This window comes from Cohnella nanjingensis, from assembly GCF_014212125.1.
Taxonomy (GTDB): Bacteria; Bacillota; Bacilli; order Paenibacillales; family Paenibacillaceae; genus Cohnella; species Cohnella nanjingensis.
This window is the reverse complement of record NZ_JACJVP010000044.1, coordinates 1-20,978: the sequence shown is the minus strand read 5'-3', so window position 1 is coordinate 20,978 and position 20,978 is coordinate 1. Positions and strand designations below refer to the sequence as shown.

23 protein-coding genes are annotated in these 20,978 nt (G+C 62.7%); 13 read left to right on the top strand and 10 right to left on the bottom strand.

Going from position 1 to position 20,978, the window contains the following annotated elements; all coding sequences use genetic code 11:
• Positions 1-101 precede the first annotated feature (101 nt).
• The 6 genes from H7C19_RS25725 (at position 102) to H7C19_RS25700 (ending at position 4,654) form a co-directional block, all read left to right on the top strand.
• Positions 102-974 carry a 3-hydroxyacyl-CoA dehydrogenase family protein gene (locus tag H7C19_RS25725; RefSeq protein WP_185671950.1) on the top strand — a complete coding sequence of 291 codons (873 nt, stop codon included), beginning with the start codon at positions 102-104 and terminating at the stop codon, positions 972-974.
• Complete coding sequence (locus H7C19_RS25720; RefSeq protein WP_185671949.1) at positions 971-2,194, top strand: acetate kinase; 1,224 nt, start codon at positions 971-973, stop codon at positions 2,192-2,194. Before H7C19_RS25725 ends, H7C19_RS25720 begins: the two co-directional genes overlap by 4 nt.
• Positions 2,187-2,879 (top strand): DnaD domain-containing protein, encoded by a 693-nt coding sequence (locus H7C19_RS25715; protein WP_185671948.1) that lies wholly within the window; start codon positions 2,187-2,189, stop codon positions 2,877-2,879. The genes H7C19_RS25720 and H7C19_RS25715 overlap by 8 nt, the downstream gene beginning before the upstream one ends.
• A gap of 103 nt (positions 2,880-2,982) precedes the next feature.
• On the top strand, positions 2,983-3,363 hold the full coding sequence (locus tag H7C19_RS25710; RefSeq protein WP_185671947.1) for a hypothetical protein: 381 nt from the start codon (positions 2,983-2,985) through the stop codon (positions 3,361-3,363).
• A gap of 132 nt (positions 3,364-3,495) precedes the next feature.
• Complete coding sequence (locus tag H7C19_RS25705) at positions 3,496-3,888, top strand: DUF2500 domain-containing protein (protein WP_246469801.1); 393 nt, start codon at positions 3,496-3,498, stop codon at positions 3,886-3,888.
• Between the two features lie 232 nt (positions 3,889-4,120).
• Positions 4,121-4,654: a dihydrofolate reductase family protein gene (locus H7C19_RS25700; RefSeq protein WP_185671945.1), complete on the top strand. Its 534-nt coding sequence runs from the start codon at positions 4,121-4,123 to the stop codon at positions 4,652-4,654.
• A gap of 188 nt (positions 4,655-4,842) precedes the next feature.
• Here H7C19_RS25700 and mtnB read toward each other — a convergent pair whose 3' ends face one another.
• The 8 genes from mtnB to H7C19_RS25660 all read right to left on the bottom strand — a co-directional run bounded on the left by mtnB (position 4,843) and on the right by H7C19_RS25660 (position 12,914).
• Positions 4,843-5,481, bottom strand: a complete 639-nt coding sequence (mtnB, locus tag H7C19_RS25695) for a methylthioribulose 1-phosphate dehydratase (protein WP_185671944.1) — start codon at positions 5,479-5,481, stop codon at positions 4,843-4,845.
• A complete protein-coding gene (locus H7C19_RS25690) occupies positions 5,478-6,155 on the bottom strand; it encodes a 2-hydroxy-3-keto-5-methylthiopentenyl-1-phosphate phosphatase (RefSeq protein WP_185671943.1) in 678 nt (225 codons plus the stop codon). Before H7C19_RS25690 ends, mtnB begins: the two co-directional genes overlap by 4 nt.
• Complete coding sequence (locus H7C19_RS25685) at positions 6,152-7,381, bottom strand: 2,3-diketo-5-methylthiopentyl-1-phosphate enolase (protein WP_246469799.1); 1,230 nt, start codon at positions 7,379-7,381, stop codon at positions 6,152-6,154. Before H7C19_RS25685 ends, H7C19_RS25690 begins: the two co-directional genes overlap by 4 nt.
• 30 nt (positions 7,382-7,411) lie before the next feature.
• Entirely contained in the window at positions 7,412-8,290 is an 879-nt protein-coding gene (gene proC, locus H7C19_RS25680) for a pyrroline-5-carboxylate reductase (protein WP_185671942.1), read from the bottom strand.
• A gap of 13 nt (positions 8,291-8,303) precedes the next feature.
• The gene (locus H7C19_RS25675; RefSeq protein ID WP_185671941.1) at positions 8,304-9,551 is read right to left on the bottom strand and encodes a glutamate-5-semialdehyde dehydrogenase; all 1,248 of its coding nucleotides are present in this window, start codon (positions 9,549-9,551) and stop codon (positions 8,304-8,306) included.
• On the bottom strand, positions 9,548-10,672 hold the full coding sequence (gene proB, locus H7C19_RS25670; RefSeq protein WP_185671940.1) for a glutamate 5-kinase: 1,125 nt from the start codon (positions 10,670-10,672) through the stop codon (positions 9,548-9,550). The genes H7C19_RS25675 and proB overlap by 4 nt, the downstream gene beginning before the upstream one ends.
• Positions 10,673-10,686: 14 nt before the next feature.
• Complete coding sequence (locus tag H7C19_RS25665; protein WP_221469477.1) at positions 10,687-11,085, bottom strand: hypothetical protein; 399 nt, start codon at positions 11,083-11,085, stop codon at positions 10,687-10,689.
• A 650-nt stretch (positions 11,086-11,735) separates the two neighbouring features.
• Positions 11,736-12,914: a pyridoxal phosphate-dependent aminotransferase gene (locus H7C19_RS25660; protein WP_185671938.1), complete on the bottom strand. Its 1,179-nt coding sequence runs from the start codon at positions 12,912-12,914 to the stop codon at positions 11,736-11,738.
• 180 nt (positions 12,915-13,094) lie between these two features.
• Between H7C19_RS25660 and H7C19_RS25655 the strand changes: the two genes are divergently transcribed.
• The 5 genes from H7C19_RS25655 (at position 13,095) to H7C19_RS25635 (ending at position 17,475) form a co-directional block, all read left to right on the top strand.
• Positions 13,095-13,901 (top strand): carbon-nitrogen family hydrolase, encoded by an 807-nt coding sequence (locus H7C19_RS25655; protein ID WP_185671937.1) that lies wholly within the window; start codon positions 13,095-13,097, stop codon positions 13,899-13,901.
• A 69-nt stretch (positions 13,902-13,970) separates the two neighbouring features.
• Positions 13,971-14,921 carry an ABC transporter ATP-binding protein gene (locus H7C19_RS25650; RefSeq protein ID WP_246469797.1) on the top strand — a complete coding sequence of 317 codons (951 nt, stop codon included), beginning with the start codon at positions 13,971-13,973 and terminating at the stop codon, positions 14,919-14,921.
• Positions 14,922-15,677 carry an ABC transporter permease gene (locus H7C19_RS25645; protein WP_185671935.1) on the top strand — a complete coding sequence of 252 codons (756 nt, stop codon included), beginning with the start codon at positions 14,922-14,924 and terminating at the stop codon, positions 15,675-15,677.
• Between the two features lie 23 nt (positions 15,678-15,700).
• Entirely contained in the window at positions 15,701-16,876 is a 1,176-nt protein-coding gene (locus H7C19_RS35550) for a sensor histidine kinase (protein WP_185671934.1), read from the top strand.
• Positions 16,873-17,475 (top strand): response regulator transcription factor, encoded by a 603-nt coding sequence (locus H7C19_RS25635; RefSeq protein ID WP_185671933.1) that lies wholly within the window; start codon positions 16,873-16,875, stop codon positions 17,473-17,475. Before H7C19_RS35550 ends, H7C19_RS25635 begins: the two co-directional genes overlap by 4 nt.
• Before the next feature lie 18 nt (positions 17,476-17,493).
• Here H7C19_RS25635 and H7C19_RS25630 read toward each other — a convergent pair whose 3' ends face one another.
• Positions 17,494-17,640 carry a hypothetical protein gene (locus H7C19_RS25630; protein ID WP_185671932.1) on the bottom strand — a complete coding sequence of 49 codons (147 nt, stop codon included), beginning with the start codon at positions 17,638-17,640 and terminating at the stop codon, positions 17,494-17,496.
• Positions 17,637-18,539 (bottom strand): LysR family transcriptional regulator, encoded by a 903-nt coding sequence (locus tag H7C19_RS25625; RefSeq protein ID WP_185671931.1) that lies wholly within the window; start codon positions 18,537-18,539, stop codon positions 17,637-17,639. Before H7C19_RS25625 ends, H7C19_RS25630 begins: the two co-directional genes overlap by 4 nt.
• Before the next feature lie 122 nt (positions 18,540-18,661).
• Here H7C19_RS25625 and leuC point away from each other — a divergent pair, with 122 nt between their 5' ends.
• Together leuC and leuD are read left to right on the top strand one after the other, a co-directional pair.
• Positions 18,662-20,083, top strand: a complete 1,422-nt coding sequence (leuC, locus tag H7C19_RS25620; protein WP_185671930.1) for a 3-isopropylmalate dehydratase large subunit — start codon at positions 18,662-18,664, stop codon at positions 20,081-20,083.
• Positions 20,084-20,101: 18 nt separating this feature from the next.
• Positions 20,102-20,710, top strand: a complete 609-nt coding sequence (gene leuD, locus H7C19_RS25615; RefSeq protein WP_185671929.1) for a 3-isopropylmalate dehydratase small subunit — start codon at positions 20,102-20,104, stop codon at positions 20,708-20,710.
• The last annotated feature ends 268 nt before the right edge of the window (positions 20,711-20,978 follow it).

Here is a 20,978-nt window from a genome sequence, read left to right as displayed (position 1 = left end):
TAATCTTCACCGGTTCGTCGGTTTATGTCGGCGAACCGGTATGTTAAGATGGAAATGTCAGGTCGGACCCGTCCGACCGGCAGGCTGGAGGGATTGACCGGATGTTGAGGAAGATCGGCGTCGTAGGCGCCGGCACGATGGGGCAGAGCATCGCGGAGATGCTGGCTGCCAAAGGATTGGACGTTCATCTGGCCGACAATACGGCGGAACGGCTGCAGCAGGCGCTGCTGCAGATCGAGACGAGCCTGGACCGGCAGATCGAGCGTTGGGCCATTACGACCGCGGAGAAGAAGCTAATCTTGAACCGCATTCATACAGAACCGTCGCTCTCGCACCTCGCCGAGTGCGATCTCGTCATCGAGACGATCAGCGAGGATCTCGACGGCAAGAAGGAAGTCTTCCGGCAGCTCGACGCCGTCATCCCGGCGGACCGGGTGCTCGCGAGCAATACGTCGACGCTCAGCCTCACCGAGTTGGCGAGCGTGACGGCGCATCCGGAACGGGTCATCGGCATGCACTTCGTCTACCCGGCGATTCGCATCGACGTGGTGGAGATTATCCGCGGCTTGCAGACGTCGGACGAGACGTTCGGCCGGACGAAGGACTTCATCGAGCAAGTGCTGGCGAAGAAGGGCGTCATGGTGTACGAATCGCCCGGATTCGTCACGACGCGCCTGATCTGCCTCTTGATCAACGAAGCGCTGCATCTGCTGCAGGAGGGCGTGGCTTCGGCGGGCGACATCGACAGCGCGATGCGGATCGGCTACCAGTTCGAATACGGTCCGCTGGAGATGGCGGACCGCTTCGGCTTGGATTCGGTGCTGGCCGCGCTGGAGCGCATGTTCCGCGAATACGGCGAATTGAAGTATCGGCCGTCGATCCTGCTGAAGAAGAAGGTGCGCGCCGGGCAGCTCGGCGTGAAGACGGGCAACGGATTTTTTGCGTACGACAAGGACGGTGATCGACTTCCATGAACGTGCTCGTGATCAACGCGGGGAGCTCCTCGCTGAAGTATCAACTGTATGAGATGAATACCGAGCAAGTACTCGCGACCGGCCGCGTCGAGCGGATCGGCATGGAGTCGTCCATCTTGACCCACGAAGTGGAGGGACGCGCGGAGGTGCGCGAGGTCAGCGAGATCCTCGAACATACGACGGCCATCCGCAAGGTGCTGGATATGTTGACGCACCGCCAGTTCGGCGTGCTGAACGCGATCTCCGAAGTGCAGGCGGTCGGCCACCGGGTCGTTCACGGCGGCGAGACGTTCAGCGAATCGGTGCTCGTCGACGCGAACGTGAAGCTCGAGATCCGCAAGCTGTTCGATCTCGCGCCGCTGCACAATCCCGCGCATATGATGGGCATCGCGGCCGTCGAGATGAACCTGCCCGACGTGCCGCAGGCGGTCGTCTTCGATACCGCCTTCCATCAGACGATGCCGAAGACTTCCTATCTGTACGCGATCCCGACCGTGCTGTACCGCAAGCATCAGGTGCGCCGGTACGGCTTCCACGGCACCTCGCACGATTACGTCAGCCAGCGGGCCGCGGAATACCTCGGCCGTCCGCTGCGCGATCTGAAGCTCGTCAGCTGCCATATCGGCAACGGCGCGAGCTGCACCGCGATTCTGCACGGCCGGTCCTACGATACGAGTATGGGCTTGACGCCGCTCGAAGGGCTGATGATGGGCACGCGCAGCGGGGATCTCGATCCGGCGATCGTCCCGTATACGATGAACAAGGAAGACCTGACCCTGAACGAAGTCAATTCGATGTTGAACAAGCATAGCGGCCTGATGGCCGTGTCCGGGATCAGCAGCGACATGCGCGAAGTGGTGCAGGCGATGGAAGCGGGCAACGAGCAGGCGAAGCTCGCCTTCGAGATGTACGCTTATCGCATCCGCAAGTACATCGGCGCTTACGCCGCCGCGATGGACGGACTGGATGCCGTCCTCTTCACGGCCGGCGTCGGGGAGAATTCGGACGTCCTGCGCAAGCGGGTCTGCGAGGGGTTGACCTTCTTCGGCCTCGAGCTGGACCATGGGCGCAATGCGGTCCGTTCGAAGGACGTCCGCCGGATCACGACGGACGCCTCCAAGGTGGCCGCGCTGGTCGTGCCGACCAACGAGGAGCTGCTCATCGCCAGGGATACGTACCGGCTGGCGCGGGGCCAGGGGGGAGAGCTGCGGCATGAGTGAGCTCGGCGGCGTTGCCAAAGGATTGGCCGAGGCGTATTTGGACGGAGCGGTCAGCGTCCCCTACGCGCTGCTGCGTTCCTACCGGGCGCTCAAGCTGACGGATACCGACTGCATGCTGCTACTTCAGCTGCTGGCGTTCCGTCAGTTGGAGCAGAACGACTTTCCGACCATGGAGCAACTGCAGGAACGGCTGGGCGCAGGCGCGGCGACGATCGGACAGACGCTGCAGAATCTGATGCGGATGGGGCTCGTGAACATCGACGAGGTGACCGATCCGGTCTCCGGCGTACGGGCCGAGCGCTACAATCTGAGCGGATTGTTCCACCGGATCGGGACGCTGCTGGCCGGCGGGGAGCTGCCGCTGCGCGCCGGCCCCGCGGACGCGTCGGCGCCGAAGGACGCGTCCCGCCCGGTCGTTGTCCGCGCTCACGTCACGCTGTTCGGGACGTTCGAGCAGGAGTTCGGCCGGCCGCTCACGCCGATGGAGATCGAGACGATCAACGGCTGGCTGGATCAGGACCGCTATCCGGAGGAGCTCGTGTTGTTCGCGCTGAAGGAGTCCGTGTTCGCCGGCAAGCTGCATTTCCGCTACATCGACCGCATTCTGCTGGAATGGAGCCGCAACCGCGTTCAGAGCGTAGAAGACGCGAGGGCGCACGCGCAGCGGTTCCGCGTCGGCCGTTGACGCGAGGCGGATCGGCGCGCGGTCCGCGGTTTGACAGCGAACGGCGCGAAGCGTATAATCGCGGCAAAGACGCTGCAACCGAAAGCCGAAGGAGTTCATTAGAATGTCCAAGCCGTTATATCAGAAATTATATTACAAGTCGGGCCGCGCGGCCGTACTGAACGCGCCCGAAGGGTTCGACCTCGGCGTCGATGTAGAGACGGCCCCCGAAGGGAAGTTCGACTTCGTCCTCGTCTTCGCGGCTACCGCGGAGCAGGTGCTGAAGTGGACGGCCAAGGTTATCCCGACGCTGAACGAGGACGCCGTCTTCTGGGTCGCGTATCCGAAGCAATCCGGCAAGATCAAGACCGACATCAATCGGGATATTCTATGGCGCCTCATGGAGGGCAAGACGGAATACCGGATCGTCAGCAACGTGGCCGTCGACGACACCTGGTCCGCCTTGCGGTTCCGCCATATTGACAAAGTGAAGCCTAGGACCTAACTCCGCGCGGACAAGCCGCTCATCTACGATGAGCGGCTTTCGCTTTTTTAGTGAAGTTTTGGCGATAGGCGCGTACATATAGGAATAGGCGACTAGTACGAAACCGGACGCCGGATGGGAGTCGAGAGCGGTATGGACATTTTCGAGGAGATGCAGGTGCTCTTGCCGATTCTGTTCGTCGTGGTGCTCGGCATCATTCTGTTCGGCGCCGCCAAGGGCGTCGGAGAATGGAGCCGCAACAACGGAGAGCCGCTGCGATCCGTCCCGTCGCGGATCGTAAGCAAGCGAACCCAGGTCAAATTCCATCATCACCACGACGACAGCATGTCGCATCATCATTCGGATACGGCGTACTATGCCACGTTTGAATTCGAGGGCGGCAATCGGCTGGAATTCAAGGTGAGCGGGAGAGAGTACGGGCAGCTGGCGGAAGGAGACCGCGGGCACCTCAGCTATCAGGGGACGCGGTACAAAGGCTTTGAGCGGCAGCCGGACAGCGGCTTGCGGCGTGTAAGCAGGGGGTAGCCGTACGATCGCGTCGTCTGAAGTCGCGTCCGATATGGCCGGATCGGCGTCATGACATCTCCAAAAAAGGGCTGTCCCAAAAGCCGTGAATTAGGGGCTGGAGGGGCATCCCCTGTTTTTTTACTCGTTTCGCTCCTTTACAAATCGCCGATTAAATATTCCTTACAGGAATATTCCTTACGTGGTATATTTAAGCCGTAAGAAAACCATCGGAGGAAAGAGGGAATGAAAAATGGGAAAAATCACCGTATCGATGTATCTTTCTCTGGACGGAATCATGGAAGAGCCGGGGGTTTGGCACTTCCCCTATTGGGATGATGAGATGGCCAATTTCCAACGCGACGTGTCCTACGCGAACGACGCGCTTCTTCTGGGGCGAGTGACTTACGAAGGTTTTGCCGCAGCGTGGCCCAAGATGAAGGACGAGGGGGCAGACAGGATGAATGCCCTCCCTAAATATGTGGCTACCACGACGCTTGAAGAGCCCCAATGGAACGCCAGTTTCATCAAGAATAACATCATAGAAGAAGTGACCAAGCTTAAGCGGGAAACGGATCAACGATATTTGATCTATGGCAGCGGTCAATTGATTCGCACGTTGATGGGGCACAATCTGATCGACGATTATCACTTTATGGTCCATCCGGTCGTATTGGGCAAGGGCAAACGACTCTTTCTGGAACAAGATCAGAGAGGGCTGAAGCTGGTGGGCGCGAAGACTACGACAAAGGGTGTGGCCATCTTATCCTATCAACCCTCGGAATGAGCGGACGAAGCCGTTAAAGAGGCGTGTCGCAACGTTCTAAGCATTTTGCGGAAAGTCGACCAAAACGAAAAAGGGTTGAGCGGGTGCAGGTACCCGCTCAACCCTTTTTGATGAAAGATCCTCGTACCGCTTAGATCGGCTCATTTCCGCCCCAAAAGTCGAATGCGTCATCGGGGCAGGTTCGCGCATTAGCGCTTCAAGAGCTGCATGCGGTAGACGTATTCGAACAGGAACTCGAACGCTTCGAGGTGCTTCCGCGCTTCGAAAGCGTCGCGGCCCCAGGCGTAAATGCCGTGCTTGCGCAGCAGGATGCCCGGGATCCGCTTGTCCAGACGCTCCGTCACCTCCGGCACGATGCTCGGGATGTCGGCGAAGTTGGAGACGATCGGCACGTCGATGACGGCCTCCTCGTCCCAAATGTTGAACGCCTTGATCAGCTCGACGCCTTCGACCGGGACGGCGCGCCGCTCCCAGAACAGCTCGGAGACGATGCTGTTGAAGACGGAATGGATGTGGAAAATGGCGCCGCAGCCGGTCTGGCGGTAGATCTCGCAATGAATCAGCGTCTCGGCGGACGGCTTCAGCTTCGTCGCCTCGATCGGCTGCCCGGTCTGATCGACCAAGAGGAAATCCTCCGGCGTCGATGCGGCCTTGTCCTTGCCGCTCGCAGTGACGGCGAAGGCGAACGCTTCCGGCGAATAGTCGCCGACGCGCATCGACAGGTTGCCGCTCGTGCCGGGGAACCATCCCCGCGCGGCGAAGTCCGCTTTGACGATACTCAGCTCGCGGTAGGCCCGCTGCTTTTCTTCCAGCAGTAACGTAGTCATCGTTTCCAGTCTCCTTGCGATAAATGTCGGACGACGTCGCGGAACGTCTCGAACGGAATGTGCGGCAGGCCCAGCTCCCGGCAGCGCTCGGTCAGGTGCGAGCGGGAGAAGACCAGGTCGACGAGTTTGGCGCCGGCGAAGTCGGTGATGCTGTCGCCGATCAGGATGCGCGCGTACGCGTCTTTCGGGAAGCGGCGGATGACCGCCGTCTTGCACATCCCGCAGTCGTTGTCGCATTGATCGTCGCAGGCGTGGGGCCAGGTGATGCGAATCCGCTCGCCCTCGAAGTCGCTGCCGTTGCAGAAGATATGATCGGCCGGAATGCCGAACGGCGCCAGCAGCGGATAGACGAAGAAGTCGATGCCGCCGCTCGTCACGAAGAACTCGACGCCGTTCTCCTTGCACCAGGCGAGCAGCTCGGGAAATCCGTCGCGGATGCCGGCGTTATGCAGGATATAGTCCGTCACTTCCTGCCGCATGGAGGAGGGGAGGAGGGCGAACATCTCGCCGACCCCTTGGCGGACCGACTTCTTCAGCGCGACGATATCGGAGACGATCGGCTCCCAGCCCGGCGGATCGAAGTGCTTCATCAGGGCGACGATGTTGTCGCGGAGCGTAATCGTCCCGTCGAAGTCGCAGAACAGGACGGGAGGGCGTTCAAAGGTTGCGGTCATGGTTGTCGGATCCCCCAGCGCTCGGTGGCGATTCTAAGTTCTTCGTGGCGGGCGGCAGCTTGTTCGAGGCCCGTGCCGGAAATGACGGCGTCGATCGCTTGGCGGAAGGCGCGCCCGCCGGCCGCCGCGCCGAGCGGATGCCCGTGCACGCCGCCGCCGGCGTTCACGACGACGTCCTGCCCGAAGTCGTGCAGGATGAGCGGCACGAGGCCGGGGTGGATGCCCGCCGACGGGACCGGGAAGGAGGCGGCCTGCGGCAGCTTGCCGTTCACGAGCGCGTCCTGCACGGCCAGGTTCTCGGCCTTCGGCATCACGACGGAGCCGTAGGGGGAAGGGAACAGCGACAGATCGGCGCCCGCGACGCGCATCAGCTTGCCGAGCAGCAGCGGCGCGGCGATGCCGTGAAACGCGGACGGATAGAAGGCGCCGGCCATCGCCGGGTGTGCGGCGATCGGCACGTCGATGGAGGCGTCCGCGGCCAGCTCCGCCAACGCGTCGTAGCCGTAGGCCAGCACGTTGAACAGAAGGCCGTTCGCGCCGGCGTCGATCGCCCGGCGGGCGTTCGCGCGCAGCTGCGAGGTCGGGCCGGTCAGATTCGCGAAGTAGATCAGCTTCTGGCCGGTCGTCCGCTCGGCTTCGCGGGCCGCGCCTATGCAAGTCTCGACCCGGCGCTCCAGCGGCGTGAGCGGATTCTCGAACAGAATCTCGTCGTCCTTGATCAGATCGACGCCGCCCAGCGCCTGCTGGAGGAACTGCTCGCGGAGGCCGTCCAGATCGTAGCCGATCACCGATTTGAAAATGCTCATCAAGAGGGGCCTGTCCGGCACGTCAAGCCGCTCGCGGACGCCCGCGATCCCGTACTTCGGGCCGGGAAACGCCTGCAGGAACGCGGCGGAAGGCTGCAGATCGAGCAGCTTGATCTGGCCGTCCATCGACAGCTTGCCGAAGACGGTAACGAGCAGGGCGGGGATGTCGCGGCTGAAGTTGGCGTCGGGGTAGGCGATCGTAATGTCCGCGTACCGTTCGCCGGGCGCCGCGTTCTCGGGTTCGTGCGCTTCGACGGAGACGACCTGGCCGAGGTGCTTCTCCATTTTCTGCTTGGCGACCTCGGGCAGCTCCGTCCAGCTTCCGACCGTCAGGCCGACGGCGATGCCTTCCGCTTTTTTGCGGAAGTCCGCCTTATCGTCATACAACCGGTAGGTTGCGGTGCTCATAGGATGACTCATGAATCGAAGACCTTCTTTCTCGTCGTTTCTTTAGCGGGAGAGCGCCTCGTCCGCGATCGCTTGACCCATCTCGGCGGCGCGAGCCGCGCAGCGGTCCATCGCCTTGCGGACGGCGCCGCCAAAGTCGTGGCGTTCGAGCGTCTCGATCGCCGCTTGGGTCGAGCCGTTCGGGGACGTCACCTTGCGGCGCAGATCGGCGGGAGACTCGCCCGTCTGCCGCACCATCTCGGCGGCGCCGCGCACCGTCTGCACGGTCAGCTCGAGCGCCGCTTCCGGCGTCAAGCCCTGGGCGACGCCGGCAGATACCATCGCCTCCATCATATAGTAGATGTAGGCGGGGCCGCTGCCCGAGACCGCGGTGACGCTCTCCAGCAGGTGTTCCTCGACGACGGTCGTCATGCCGATCGCGTCGAACATGCCTTGGGCGAGCTGGCGGCCGCCCGGAGACACGCTCGCCGAATAGCTGATGCCGGTCGCGCCGAGGCCGATCGTGCTCGACGTGTTCGGCATCGTGCGGACGATCGGCTGGGCGCGGTCCGTCAACCGCTGCATCGTGTCGATCGAGAGGCCGGCGATGAGCGACACGAGCAGCTGTTCGGGCCGAAGCGTCGCCTTCAAGGCGGCGAGCGCGACGGCCGCGTCCTTGGGCTTCATCGCGAGCACGATTACGTCCGCTTTCGCGAGCGAGGCTTCACGCGCCGCGTCGTCAGAGGCGGCTTCGACGCCGTAGCGGTCCTGCAGCTCGCGCAGGCGCTCCGCGTTGCTGCGGTTCATCACGGTGATCCGCGACGGAGAGGCGACTTCGTTCTCGACGAGGCCGCGCAGGATGGCCTCCGCCATCGAACCCGCGCCGTAGAAGACGATATTGACGCTCTGAAGCGCAGAAGAGTTTCTTGAAGTAGATGACATGCGAATCACGCTCCTATTGCCGGATTTGGCCGTTGCCGGTCACCCGGTGCTTGGTGGATGTCAGCGACGGCAGACCCATCGGTCCGCGCGCGTGAAGCTTCTGGGTGCTGATGCCGATCTCCGCGCCGAAGCCGAATTCGAAGCCGTCCGTGAAACGGGTGGAGGCGTTGCGGTAGACGGCGGCGGCGTCGACCTCTTGGAGGAAGCGTTCTGCGTTCGCCGCATCCTCCGTGACGATGCACTCCGAGTGCATCGTGCCGAAGCGGCGGATGTGCGCCATCGCTTCGTCCAGCCCGTCTACGATCCGGACGTTCAGGATATAGTCGTTGTATTCGGTCGCGAAGTCATCGTCGGACGCCAGCTTTGCCCAGGCCACGAGGTCCCGGGTGCGGCCGCAGCCGCGCAGCTCGACGCCTTTGTCCCGGAAGCTCTCCGCGAGCCCGGCTAAATGGCGCGAGGCGAACGCCTCATGCACGAGCAGCGTCTCCATCGAATTGCACACGGACGGCCGCTGCACCTTCGCGTTCACGGCGATGGCTTCGGCCATGGCGGCGTCCGCGCTCTCGTCCACATAAGTATGACAAATTCCGGCGCCCGTCTCAATGACCGGCACGGTCGCGTTTTTCACGACGTTCTGGATCAGCGACGCGCCGCCGCGCGGAATGATGACGTCGAGCAGCCCGTTCAGCTTGAGCATCTCGTCGACCGAGGCGCGGTCCGCGTCTTCGATGAGTTGAAGGGCGTCGGCAGGCATCGCGGTCTGACGCAGGGCGCCGCGAAGCGTCTCGACGATGCGGCGGTTCGAGTCGAGCGCGGCGGAGCCGCCGCGCAGCACGACCGCGTTGCCGGTCTTCAGGCACAGGCCGGCGGCGTCGACCGTCACGTTCGGGCGCGCCTCGTAGATGATGCCGATGACGCCGATCGGCACGCGCCGCTTCTCGATATGCAGGCCGTTCGGACGATCGTACGATTCGAGCACTTCGCCGACCGGATCGGGCAGTTCCACGACTTCGCGCAGCCCTTGCGCGATCGCTTCGACGCGCGAAGGCGTCAGCTTCAGCCGGTCGAGCAGCGATTCGGACGTGCCGTTCGCGCGGCCGCGCGCCAGATCAAGGCCGTTGGCGGCGATAATCTCGTCCTGCTCGCGAACGAGCGCGTCCGCCATGCGGAGCAGGGCCTCATTCTTCTGTGCCGTCGTCAATCGGCTTAACGCGGGGGATGCTTCGCGGGCCTGCGCGGCTTTGGTTCTCACTTCGCTCATGACAATTCAGCCTCCTTAGGTACGTAGGTGGTCACCCACTCGTCGCGGTGAATGACTTCGACGCGGGACACGTCGACGCGGCGCGACGCATCCTCGCTGGACAGGCCGGCGACGGCCGTGATCTGCCAGGCGTTGTAGTTGGAGACGCCCCGGCCGAGGATCCGGCCGTCCGCGCTGACGACTTCGATCACGTCGCCGGGATGGAAGTCGCCTTCCGCGGACAGGACGCCCGCCGGCAGCAGGCTGCGGCCGCCGTTCAGCAGCGCGGCTTCGGCGCCGGCATCGACGGCGACGCGTCCTTGCGGCACCGACAGGAAGCCGATCCACTGCTTCTTGGCGGGCAGCGAGTGGAGGGAGGACGCGAAGTAGGTGCCCCTGCCGGAGCCCGCCACGGCGGCAACGAGGTCGCCGGGCTCGGTCACCCGGCCGACGAAGGTGGCGACGCCGCCGCCCATCGCGATCCGGGCGGCCTCGATCTTCGAGCGCATGCCGCCCGTCCCGACGGCCGATCCCGCGCCGCCGGCGATCCGGTACAGCGCTTCGGAGATGACGTCGACGCGTTCGATCTTCCTGGCGCTGGCATCCTTGCGGGGGTCCGCGGTGAACAAGCCTTCGATATCGGTCAGGATATAGAGGCCGGACGCCTTCACGAGATTCGCCACGAGGGCGGACAGCGAGTCGTTCTCCCCGAACTTGATCTCGTCGACGGCGACCGTATCGTTCTCGTTAATGATGGGGACGGCCCTCAGCTTCAGCAGCTCCTCGATGGTAAGCTGCGCGTTCAGTGCCCGCTGGCGGTTGCCGAAGTCGGGACGGGTCAGCAATATTTGCGCGGCGGCGATGCCGTGCGCGGCGAACGCTTCCTGATACGCTTCCATGAGCAGGGCTTGACCGACGGCGGCGGACGCTTGCTTCTCGTGCACCAGCTTCGGACGAGCCGCATAGCCGACCCGGCGGAAGCCGGCGGCGATGGCGCCGGAGCTGACGAGCAGCACCTGATGGCCGGACGCCTGCAGGGACGCGAGCTCATCCGCGAAGAAGCGGATATGCGCGCGGTTCAGACCGCCTTCTTCGGACGTGATCGAGCTGCTGCCGATCTTGACGACGATACGACGATTCATGCGATTCACCTTCTTTACGAGAAGTAATAACGGCTTTGTCGTCTATCCAAGCGACGACGCGTTTTGATCGGAGACATATCTGCAATGAAGAGGCGGAACTTCTGCTTTCTGTCCCGAAATAACGCTCCCGCCACGGTGCCGTGCTGCGGCATGCAAGTCTGATCGTCTAAGAGCCGCATGTCCCCCAAAAAACGGCCGGCAGCAGCCAGAACAGACTGAAAGGTTGTAGACATACTCCTCTTTAACCGCTGCGCCGTCCAAATCACAATAAGTTGTAAAAGTCCCTCTTGTTTCGCCGCTAACGTCTTCATAATTAGTTGTAAAAGTACCACTTTTTTCGCCGCTAACGTCTTCAAAATCATAATTAGTTGTAAAAGTACCACTTTTTTCGCCACTAACGTCTTCAAAATCATAATTAGTTGCAAAAGTACCACTTATTCCGTCTCTTGTTGCTCGTTTGGTGATATTGGCCCAAATAAGTTGTACGATTACAAGTTTTTGCCTTCAAAACGCCAAAATGGGCAAAATAAGTTGTACTTTTGCAAGTTATTGCTTGCCCGACGCTAGTATGGCTGATGTGAAGCCGCCCCCATGAAATAAGGCATTCCTACACCATGAATTTAACCTTAATGCCCTGAAAAAACGATGCCGCTACCGTTATTTCATCCATCAGTGGCGTTGCGGCATGTAAGTTTGATACGTTGAAAAATAAAAAGACTCCCGTCCTTGTCAAAGGACGGAAGCCCTGGCTTCCGCGGTACCACCTTCGTTGAGGCCGCCCGATCGAGACCGGCGCGGCATCCGCTTGGTTCCTGATAACAGCAGGATCTGTCCGACTCCTCGCCGGCCGCTCGGGGATGGGGGAGGCGGGGGCTTGCGTAAATTCTCTCAGCCTAGGAATTTACTCTCTGGACAAGCCCGGTTCCGCTTCGTTTCCCGTCGTTGCGTTTGCACGAACGCGCCGCCGCTTCGGGCGACGCGAATTATCCTTAGAATACCATGCGTCCTAAGCCTTGTAAAGGCACGAGCGTCCAAACCGGAGGCGCGGGAGGCGGAGGTACGCTCAGCCGAACAGCCCCAGCCTCCCGATCCGCTCGGCCGCCTCGCGCAGCCGCTCTTCCGGCGCGAGCAGCCCGAGACGCACGTAGCCTTCGCCGCTCTCGCCGAAGCCGATGCCCGGCGCGACGACGATGTCGGCCTTCTCCAGCAGCAGATCGGCGAAGGAGACGGAGGTATAGCCTTCGGGAACCGGCAGCCAGCAGAAGAACGAGCCGGGGGGCTTCGGCGCCCGCCAGCCGATGCCGGCCAAGGCGTCGTACAGCGCGTTGCGCCGGCGCTCGTAAGTGTGCACCAGTGAGGCGACCGCGTCCTGCGGTCCCGTCAGCGCTTCGGCCGCCGCTTCCTGGATGCCGCCGAAGAGGCTGCAGTAGTAATGGTCCTGAATCAGGTTCAGCAGCTCGACGACCTGCTTTTTCCCGAGCGCGAAGCCGACCCGCCAGCCGGCCATGTTGTACGACTTGGACAAGGTGTAGAATTCGACGCCGATTTCCTTGGCGCCGGGCGTCTCGAGGAAGCTGACCGGCCGCTGCCCGTCGAAGCCGATCGCGCCGTAGGCGAAGTCGCTCGCCACGACGACGCCGTTCCGTTCCGCGAATCGGACCGTCTCTTCATAGAATTCCCGCGTGGCGACGGCCGACGTCGGATTGTTCGGATAGTTGAGGAACATCAGCTTCGCGCGCTTCACCGCGTCCTCCGGCAGCGCCCCGTAATCCGGCAGGAAGCCGTTTTGCGCCAACAGCGGCATGAAGGCCATCTCCGCGCCGGCTAGCGCGACGCCCGACCAATAGTCGGGATAGCCCGGGTCCGGCACGAGGCAGACGTCGCCGGGATTGAGCAGGCATTGGCTGATCTCGACGAGACCGGTCTTGCCTCCGAACAGGATGGCGACCTCCGTCGCGGGGTCAAGATCGACGCCGTAGTCTTCTTTGTATCGCTTCGCTACCGCTTCCTTTAAGAAGGGGAAGCCGCGGAACGGCGGATACTTGTGGTAGAGCGGATTCTCGGCCGCCCGCTTCAGGCGGTCGACGACGTGCGGGGGCGTGGGCAGATCGGGATTGCCCTGGCCCAAATTGATCACGTCGCTGCCCGTGGCGACGCGGGCGTTGGCTTTGGCGACCAGCGTCGCGAAAAATTGCTCCGGCAGCGTCTGCATGCGCAGGGCCGGTTGAACGTTAAAAGTCATGATGTACGGTCACTCTCCAACCTATTCAAAAATACATACGATGAATGTAGCATAATCCGCCCATGTGCGACAATCGGAAAAGACGGAATACCTCCGGCTCCTGCTTGTCGGTCCGCCGGGAATGGGGTAGGATGGAAACCATAACGCACAACCGAACCGAAATCAAGGGAGCGACCGACTATGTCGACAACACTGCGCATCGCGCTTATTCAAATGGATATCGAGGTCGGCCGAGTCGAAGCCAACTTCGCCCGGGCGGAGCGGAAGCTCCGCGAAGCGGCGGCCGCGTCTCCGAAGCCGGACGTCGTCGTCCTGCCGGAGATGTGGAACACGGGCTACGCTCTGACCGAGATTCGGACGCTGGCGGATCCCGACGGCGAGCGCACGAGGGCGGCGATCTCGGCCATCGCCCGCGAATACGGCGTGAACGTGATCGCCGGCTCGATCGCCGAGCGCCGGACGGACCGCGGCGGGGCCGTCACGAATACGGTCTACGGCTTCGATCGCGAAGGCCGGGAGATCGCGGAGTACGCCAAGATCCATCTGTTCCAGCTGATGGACGAGCATCTGCATCTGGAAGCGGGCGACAAGCCCGGCCACTTCGCGCTCGGGGACATCCCCGCCGGCGTCATGATCTGCTACGATATCCGCTTCCCGGAGCTGGCGCGGAAGCTGGCGCTGGACGGCGCCAAGGTGCTGTTCGTTCCGGCGGAGTGGCCGCATCCCCGGCTGCATCACTGGCGGACGCTGCTTCAGGCCCGCGCCATCGAGAATCAGATGTACGTCGTAGCCTGCAATCGCAGCGGCGTGAGCGGCGCCACGCATTTCTTCGGGCATTCGATGGTGATCGATCCGTGGGGCGAAGTGATCGCGGAAGCGGGCGAAGAGGAGGACGTGCTGTACGCCGATATCGACTTGGCGCTGACCGACGAAGTGCGCGGCCGCATCCCGGTATTCGCCGACCGCCGACCGTCCGTCTACGAATAACATGCCGCAAACATGACAAATGTCATCCCCGGCCGGTGATATCTATGTCTGACGCAAACCCGCCGCATCTTGTACGATAAGGATGTGAAGAACGAAGGGGAGCGTGAGACGAAGATGTCGCCGGCTATTGATTTGAACAAGGTTACGAAGCGGTTCGGCAAGAAGGTCGCCGTCCAGGAGCTGAGTCTGCGGGTGGAGCGAGGAACTTCGATGGCGCTGCTGGGGCGCAACGGAGCGGGCAAGACGACGACGCTGTCGATGCTGCTGGGCGTCTCGTCGCCGACGGAGGGGCGGCTGTCCGTGCTGGGCGGCAAGCCGACGGACGCGAAGGTTCGCGACCGCCTAGGCGCGATGATGCAGGAAGTCAGCGTGATCGAGCGGCTGCGCGTCGAGGAGACGATCGAGCTGGTGCGCAAGTATTACGACAAGCCGCTACCGCTTCGGACGCTGCTCGATTGGTCGGGCCTGACGCCGCACGCGAAGCTGATGACGCAGGGACTCTCCGGCGGTCAAAAGCGTAGGCTGTCCTTCGCGCTCGCGCTGGCGGGCGATCCGGAACTGCTCTTCCTGGACGAGCCGACGGTCGGCATGGACATCGAGTCCCGCCAGCGCTTCTGGGAGACGATCGAACAGCTCAAGGCGCGGGGCAAGACGCTGATCCTGACGACGCATCATATGGACGAGGCGGAACGGATCGCCGACCGGGTCGTCGTCATCGACGAAGGCATCCTGAAGGCGGACGGCACGCTGGACGAGATCCGCCGCCTGAACCGCGTCCGCACGATGACTTTCACGGCGGGGCCTGACGTGACGCCGGAGCGGCTCCGCGCGCTGATCGGCGGCGCCGAGACGGCTTGGGACGGGAGGCGCGTGCGCCTCACGGCGGCCGATACGGATCGGCTGCTGCGCACGCTTATCCGCGACGGCGCGGACATTTCCGATATCGAGATTTCGGCAGGCGGCTTGGAACAGGCGCTCCAGACGATCTGGAGCCGCGAACGAAAAGGGGAGACGGCTTAAATGAACGCATACATCAGAATGTGGAAGGCGCAGAGCGGCGCCGAATTGCTGCGCACGATGCGCAACCGCAGGTTTTTCATGCTGGGGATCGTCATGCCGGTCATGCTCTACTTCGTCTTCGTCGCCTCCGTGGGCGACAACGTCCAGATCGGCGGCATCGATTGGAAGGCGTACTATCTCATTTCGATGACGGCCTTCGGCATCATCGGCTCGAGCCTCAATTCGCTGGGGCCGCGGCTCTCCCAGGAGCGGACGCAGGGATGGGCGAAGTGGCTGCGCACGACCCCGCTGCCCAACTCGGCCTACCTGTTCTCGAAGATTCTCGCCCAAGCGGCGATTCACGTCGGGATTATCGTCCTCATGTTCGCGGTCGGCATCCTCGTGAAGCACATCCATATGCCCGCCCACTTCTGGCTGGAGAGCGCGCTGTGGTTGCTGTTCGGGATGATCCCGTTCCTCGCGCTCGGCACGCTGCTCGGCACGTTCGACGCGCCGGAGGTCGTGACGGTGCTCTCGACCGTGCTGCAGATGATGCTGTCGCTGCTCGGCGGATTGTGGACGCCGACCGAACAGATGCCGGCGTGGCTCGTAAACGTCGCTCACGCCCTGCCTTCCTACCGATTTGCCGAAGGCGCTTGGAACATCATGGCGGGAAGGGCGATCCCGTGGGAGACGCCGGCCATCCTGCTCGGCTACGCGGCCGTCTTCATCCTGCTCGCCGTCTGGCGCCTGTCGAGAAAGGGTGCCAGGGCATGAGGCCGGGGCGGGAGGGGGGGGACGTGATCGGCAAGCACTACGCAACTACCTGGGTCCCCTACCTCTTTCTCGTCTACCTAGGCGTTCCGATCTTCTATCTCGTAAGCTTGCCTTGGGACATCGCCGCGTTCGGCTTGTCCCTCGTGGCGATATTCGGCGTCTGCTACATCCTTGGCTTCAAGCGGCGCGCCTGGTCGTTCGCGGCCGCGCTGGCGATGACGGCGATCGCCTGCACGCTCGCCTTCCTCAGCGACCCGGGGATGATCACGCTAGGCTTCTACATCGTGGCCCTGGCGGTCTTCCAGGCGCGGTACTGGCAAACGCTCGCGATCATGGGGGCGCTGTCGGTCGCCATCGCGGCCGTGCTGATCGGGGAGTTCGACCTCATCTCTCCGAACGAGTGGGCGAACTTGCTGCCGCCGATCGCCATCATGATCGCGTTCCCGTTCATCTTTCGATCGATGAGACGGTCTCGCGAGCTGCGCAGGCAGTTGGATACCGCAAACGAGCGGATCCGGCATCTGATCCAGCAGGAGGAGCGCGAGCGGATCGCCCGCGATCTGCATGATACGTTGGGTCAGACGCTGACGCTCATCTCGCTGAAGAGCGAGATCGCGGGCAAGCTCGTGACGCGGCAGCCGGAGCGGGCGCGCATGGAGATCCAAGAGATTCACGGGACGGCGAGAACGGCGCTCAAGCAGATCCGGGAGCTGGTGACGGACATGCGGGCGCTGCGGTTGACCGACGAGCTGGAGCGGGCGCGGCAGCTGCTGCGGAGCGCCAATATCGTCTGTGAAGCGGAGGGCTTCGACGCCGCCGAGCACGTCCATCCGCTCGAAGGGCATGTCCTGGCATACAGCCTGCGGGAGACGATCACGAACGTCGTCCGGCACAGCGGCGCCACCCGATGCGCAATCGCCTTGTCCCAAGATGCAACGCAGCTCGTGCTGACGGTCCGCGACAACGGCAAAGGGCTGCCCGAATCCGGCGACGGGAAGCTGCAGGCGGGCAACGGTTTGCGCAACGTGCGGGAGCGGCTGTCGTTTCTGGGCGGGCAATGGCAGGCGGATTCGCCGCCCGAAGGCGGATGCCGCATCGCGATGACGCTGCCGGTCGCCTCCCGCGGCGAAGCCGGGGAGCAGGAGCAAGCGAGAGCGCGGATCATGGAAATGGCGATAGCCAGGGAGGGAAAGGAATGAACATCGTGATCGCGGAAGACCAAGGCATGCTGCGCGGCGCGCTCGGCATGCTGCTCGGCATGGAGGAGGACATGGAGGTCGTCGGCCAAGCCGAGGACGGTGAGCAAGCGCTGCGCATGGTACGCACGCTGACGCCGGATCTGTGCCTCCTCGATATCGAGATGCCGAGGATGACCGGCCTGGAGGTGGCGGAGACGCTGCGCAAGGAAGGCCATCCGTGCAAGATCGTCATCCTGACGACCTTCTCGCGTACGGGGTACTTTCAGCGGGCGATGCAGGCCGGCGTAAGCGGCTATCTGTTGAAGGACGCGCCGATCGAGGAGCTTGCCGCCGCGCTGCGCACCGTGATGGCCGGCAAGCGGGCGATCAGTCCCGAGCTGTCCGTCTCGCTATGGGAGAAGACCAACCCGCTCTCCGAGCGGGAACGCTCCGTGCTGTCGCTCCTCGCCGACGGCAAGTCCGTGAACGAGATCGCCGGCACGCTCTACCTGTCCGGCGGGACGGTTCGCAACTACATCTCGGAGATTCTGCAGAAGCTGGATGCCAAGAACCGCATCGACGCCGTCGCGATCGCGACGGGGAACGGATGGCTGGACTAAGCGGGCGTCGGGTCGCGTTCAGCCTGCGGTTTGCGAACGGCGGCAAGCACTGCTGCAGATGCGGACGACGGCAGGGCCGCTGCGGATGCGGACGACGGCAGGGCCGGATACGGTAGACGACAGGCCCGGCTGCGGATGCCGCCGGGGCGCTGGTCGCTCTTTCATTTCGCCAGCCGCTTCATCGTCTCCCGGAACGTCGCGATGAACGCTTCCGCCGCATTGGACAAGTATCGGCCTTTCCGGTAGGCGATGACGAGCGTGCGGTGCGGTCGGCCTTGTAGATGCAGATGAACGGGCGCCAGTCCTTGGAGCGGTCTGCGGGTCACCATTTCCGGCACGAGCGCGATGCCCATGCCGGCCGCGACGAGCGACTGCACCGTCTCGATGTTGGCGCTCTCCACCGCGACGCGGGGGCTGAAGCCGGCCTCCTGGCACATATTGTGGGCGAGGGCGCGGAAGCCCTGGCCCTTTTTGAGCATGACGAACGATTCGTCCTTCAGCTCGGCCATGGCGATGTCGCGCGCGGAAGCGGCGGAGGCCAGCGGATGATCCGGCGGGACGGCGAGGCAGATCTCTTCCTCGATGATCGGCTCGTAGGCCAGCGCCGGCTCGACCAGCGGCAGGGAGAGCAGGCTGACGTCGGTGCCGCCGCTGGCCGTCAGCTGCTCGAGCTGCGCGGACGTGTCCTCGACGAGCGCGATCTCGATGTCGGGGTACGCGCCGCGGAAGGCGGGGAGCACGTGCGGCAGCACATGCGAACCGGTCATCGGGAGACTGCCCACGACGATCCGCCCCTTGCGCAGATCCGCGAGATCTTCCATCTCGCGGCGAAGCTGCTCGGTCATGTCGACGATCTGCTGGGCTTTGCCGACGAAGACGCTGCCGGCATGGGTCAGCTCGACCGAGTTGGTGCTCCGCTTGAAGAGGAGGACGCCGAGCTCCTTCTCCAGCTTCGACAGCTGTTGGCTGAGGGAAGGCTGCGCGATATGCAGCTTCTCGGCTGCCCGGGAAAAGTTGCGTTCGGCGGCGATTTGAATGACGTATTGCAACAGTCTGAACTCCATGGGACGCCCTCCTTATATTCAGGAACTATTAACCTTATAGGTATTATATCTTGGAACAATGATAGAAGAGATGGTATGCTTAGGTCAAGAATCGGTAGAGAGTTCATTACGGGGTGAAAATCATGAGTAAACAGACGATGTTCGAGAAGATTTGGAACAATCACGTCATTCATTCGGAAACGGGCAAGCCGAGCATTCTGTACATCGACTTGCACCTGGTGCACGAAGTGACGTCTCCGCAAGCGTTCGAAGGCTTGCGCCTGAGCGGCCGCAAGGTGCGCCGTCCCGACCTGACGTTCGCGACGATGGACCACAACGTCCCGACGAAGGACCGCTTCAATATCGCGGACCCGATCTCCAAGCAGCAAGTCGATACGCTGACCGCCAACTGCGCCGAGTTCGGCGTCAAGCTGTACGACCTGAACACGATCGACCAAGGCGTCGTCCACGTCATGGGTCCCGAGCTCGGCCTGACCCATCCGGGCAAGACGATCGTCTGCGGCGACAGCCACACGTCCACGCACGGCGCGTTCGGCGCCCTGGCCTTCGGCATCGGCACGAGCGAAGTCGAACACGTGCTGGCAACCCAATGCTTGCAGCAAGCGAAGCCGAAGACGATGGAAGTCCGCTTCGTCGGCAAGCGTCCGGCAGGCATCACGGCGAAGGATCTCATCCTCGGCCTGATCGCCAAGTACGGCACCGACTTCGCGACGGGCTACGTCATCGAATACACGGGCCAAGCGATCCGCGACCTGTCCATGGAAGAGCGCATGACCGTCTGCAACATGTCCATCGAAGGCGGCGCGCGCGCCGGCCTGATCGCGCCGGACGAGACGACCTTCAGCTACCTGCGCGGCCGCGAATACGCGCCGCAAGGCGACGACTTCGACCGCGCCGTGGCGCAGTGGAAGGCGCTGCAGTCCGATGAAGGCGCCGTCTACGATACGGTCGTCGAGCTGGACGTCGAGTCGCTCGTTCCGCAAGTCACCTGGGGCACAAGCCCGGGCATGGGCACCGGCATCACGTCCGCCGTACCTTTCCCGGAGAAGCTGCCGACCGAGAACGAACGCAAAGCGGCCGAGAAAGCGCTGGAATACATGGATCTGAAGCCGGGCACGCCGATGTCCGAGATTCCGATCGATTATGTCTTCATCGGTTCCTGCACGAACGGCCGGATCGAAGACCTGCGCGCAGCCGCGGCTGTCGCCAAGGGCCATACCGTCAGCGCGAACGTCACGGCTATCGTCGTGCCGGGCTCCGGACGCGTCAAGATCCAGGCGGAGAAGGAAGGACTTGACCAGATCTTCACCGCTGCCGGATTCGAATGGCGCGAAGCGGGCTGCTCCATGTGCCTCGCGATGAACCCGGACGTCCTGCAACCCGGACAGCGCTGCGCCTCGACGTCCAACCGGAACTTCGAAGGCCGTCAAGGCCGCGGCGGACGAACGCATCTGGTATCGCCGGAGATGGCTGCGGCCGCGGCGATCAAGGGCAAGTTCACCGACGTCCGCAACTGGGAATTCAAGTCCGAAGTGACGGCATAAGAAGGGAGAACGGATACGATGCAACCATTTACCAAACTGACGGGTCTCGTGGCGCCGGTCGACCGCGTCAACGTCGATACCGACGCGATTATTCCGAAGCAATTCCTCAAGCGCATCGAACGGAGCGGCTTCGGCCAATTCTTGTTCTTTGAATGGCGGTTCGACGAGCAAGGGAACGTCATTCCCGAATTCAACCTGAACAAGCCGCGCTATCAAGGCGCTTCGGTCCTGATCTCGCGCGCCAACTTCGGCTGCGGCTCCTCCCGCGAGCACGCGCCTTGGGCGATTCTCGACTACGGCTTCCGCGTCGTCATCGCGCCTTCGTTCGCGGACATCTTCTACAACAACTGCTTCAAGAACGGCATTCTGCCGATCAAGCTGAGCGAGGAGCAAGTCGAAGACCTGTTCCAACGCACGGACGCAAAGGAAGGCTATCAGCTGACCGTCGATCTGGAGAACAAGGTGCTGTCCGATTCGGACGGTCTGTCGATCGCCTTCGAGCTCGACGAGCATCGCCGTCAATTCCTGCTGCAAGGACTGGACGACATCGGCTTGACGCTGAAGCACGCGGACGAGATCTCCGCTTACGAGGCGAAAAACCAAGCGCGTCTCGCCAACGTATTCTAATTTTAAATCGACGCGCGATTGCAGCCTCGCCAAAGCCTCCGACCCTTGCGGCCGGAGGCTTCTATTTTATAATAATGGGTCTTGGGCATTATCGCTTTCAGGGCTTACATACCTAATCATCGTACGGAATATTCGTCTTCGGTGGGGCAAAGGTCGCCCGGAATTCATCGGCTAGGGCCTGTCCGGCAGTGCTCGCTGATGGTGCTCGCCGATGGTGCTCGCCGTGGTGCTTGATGGGGATGCTTGGTGGTGGTGCTCGCAGTTGCTG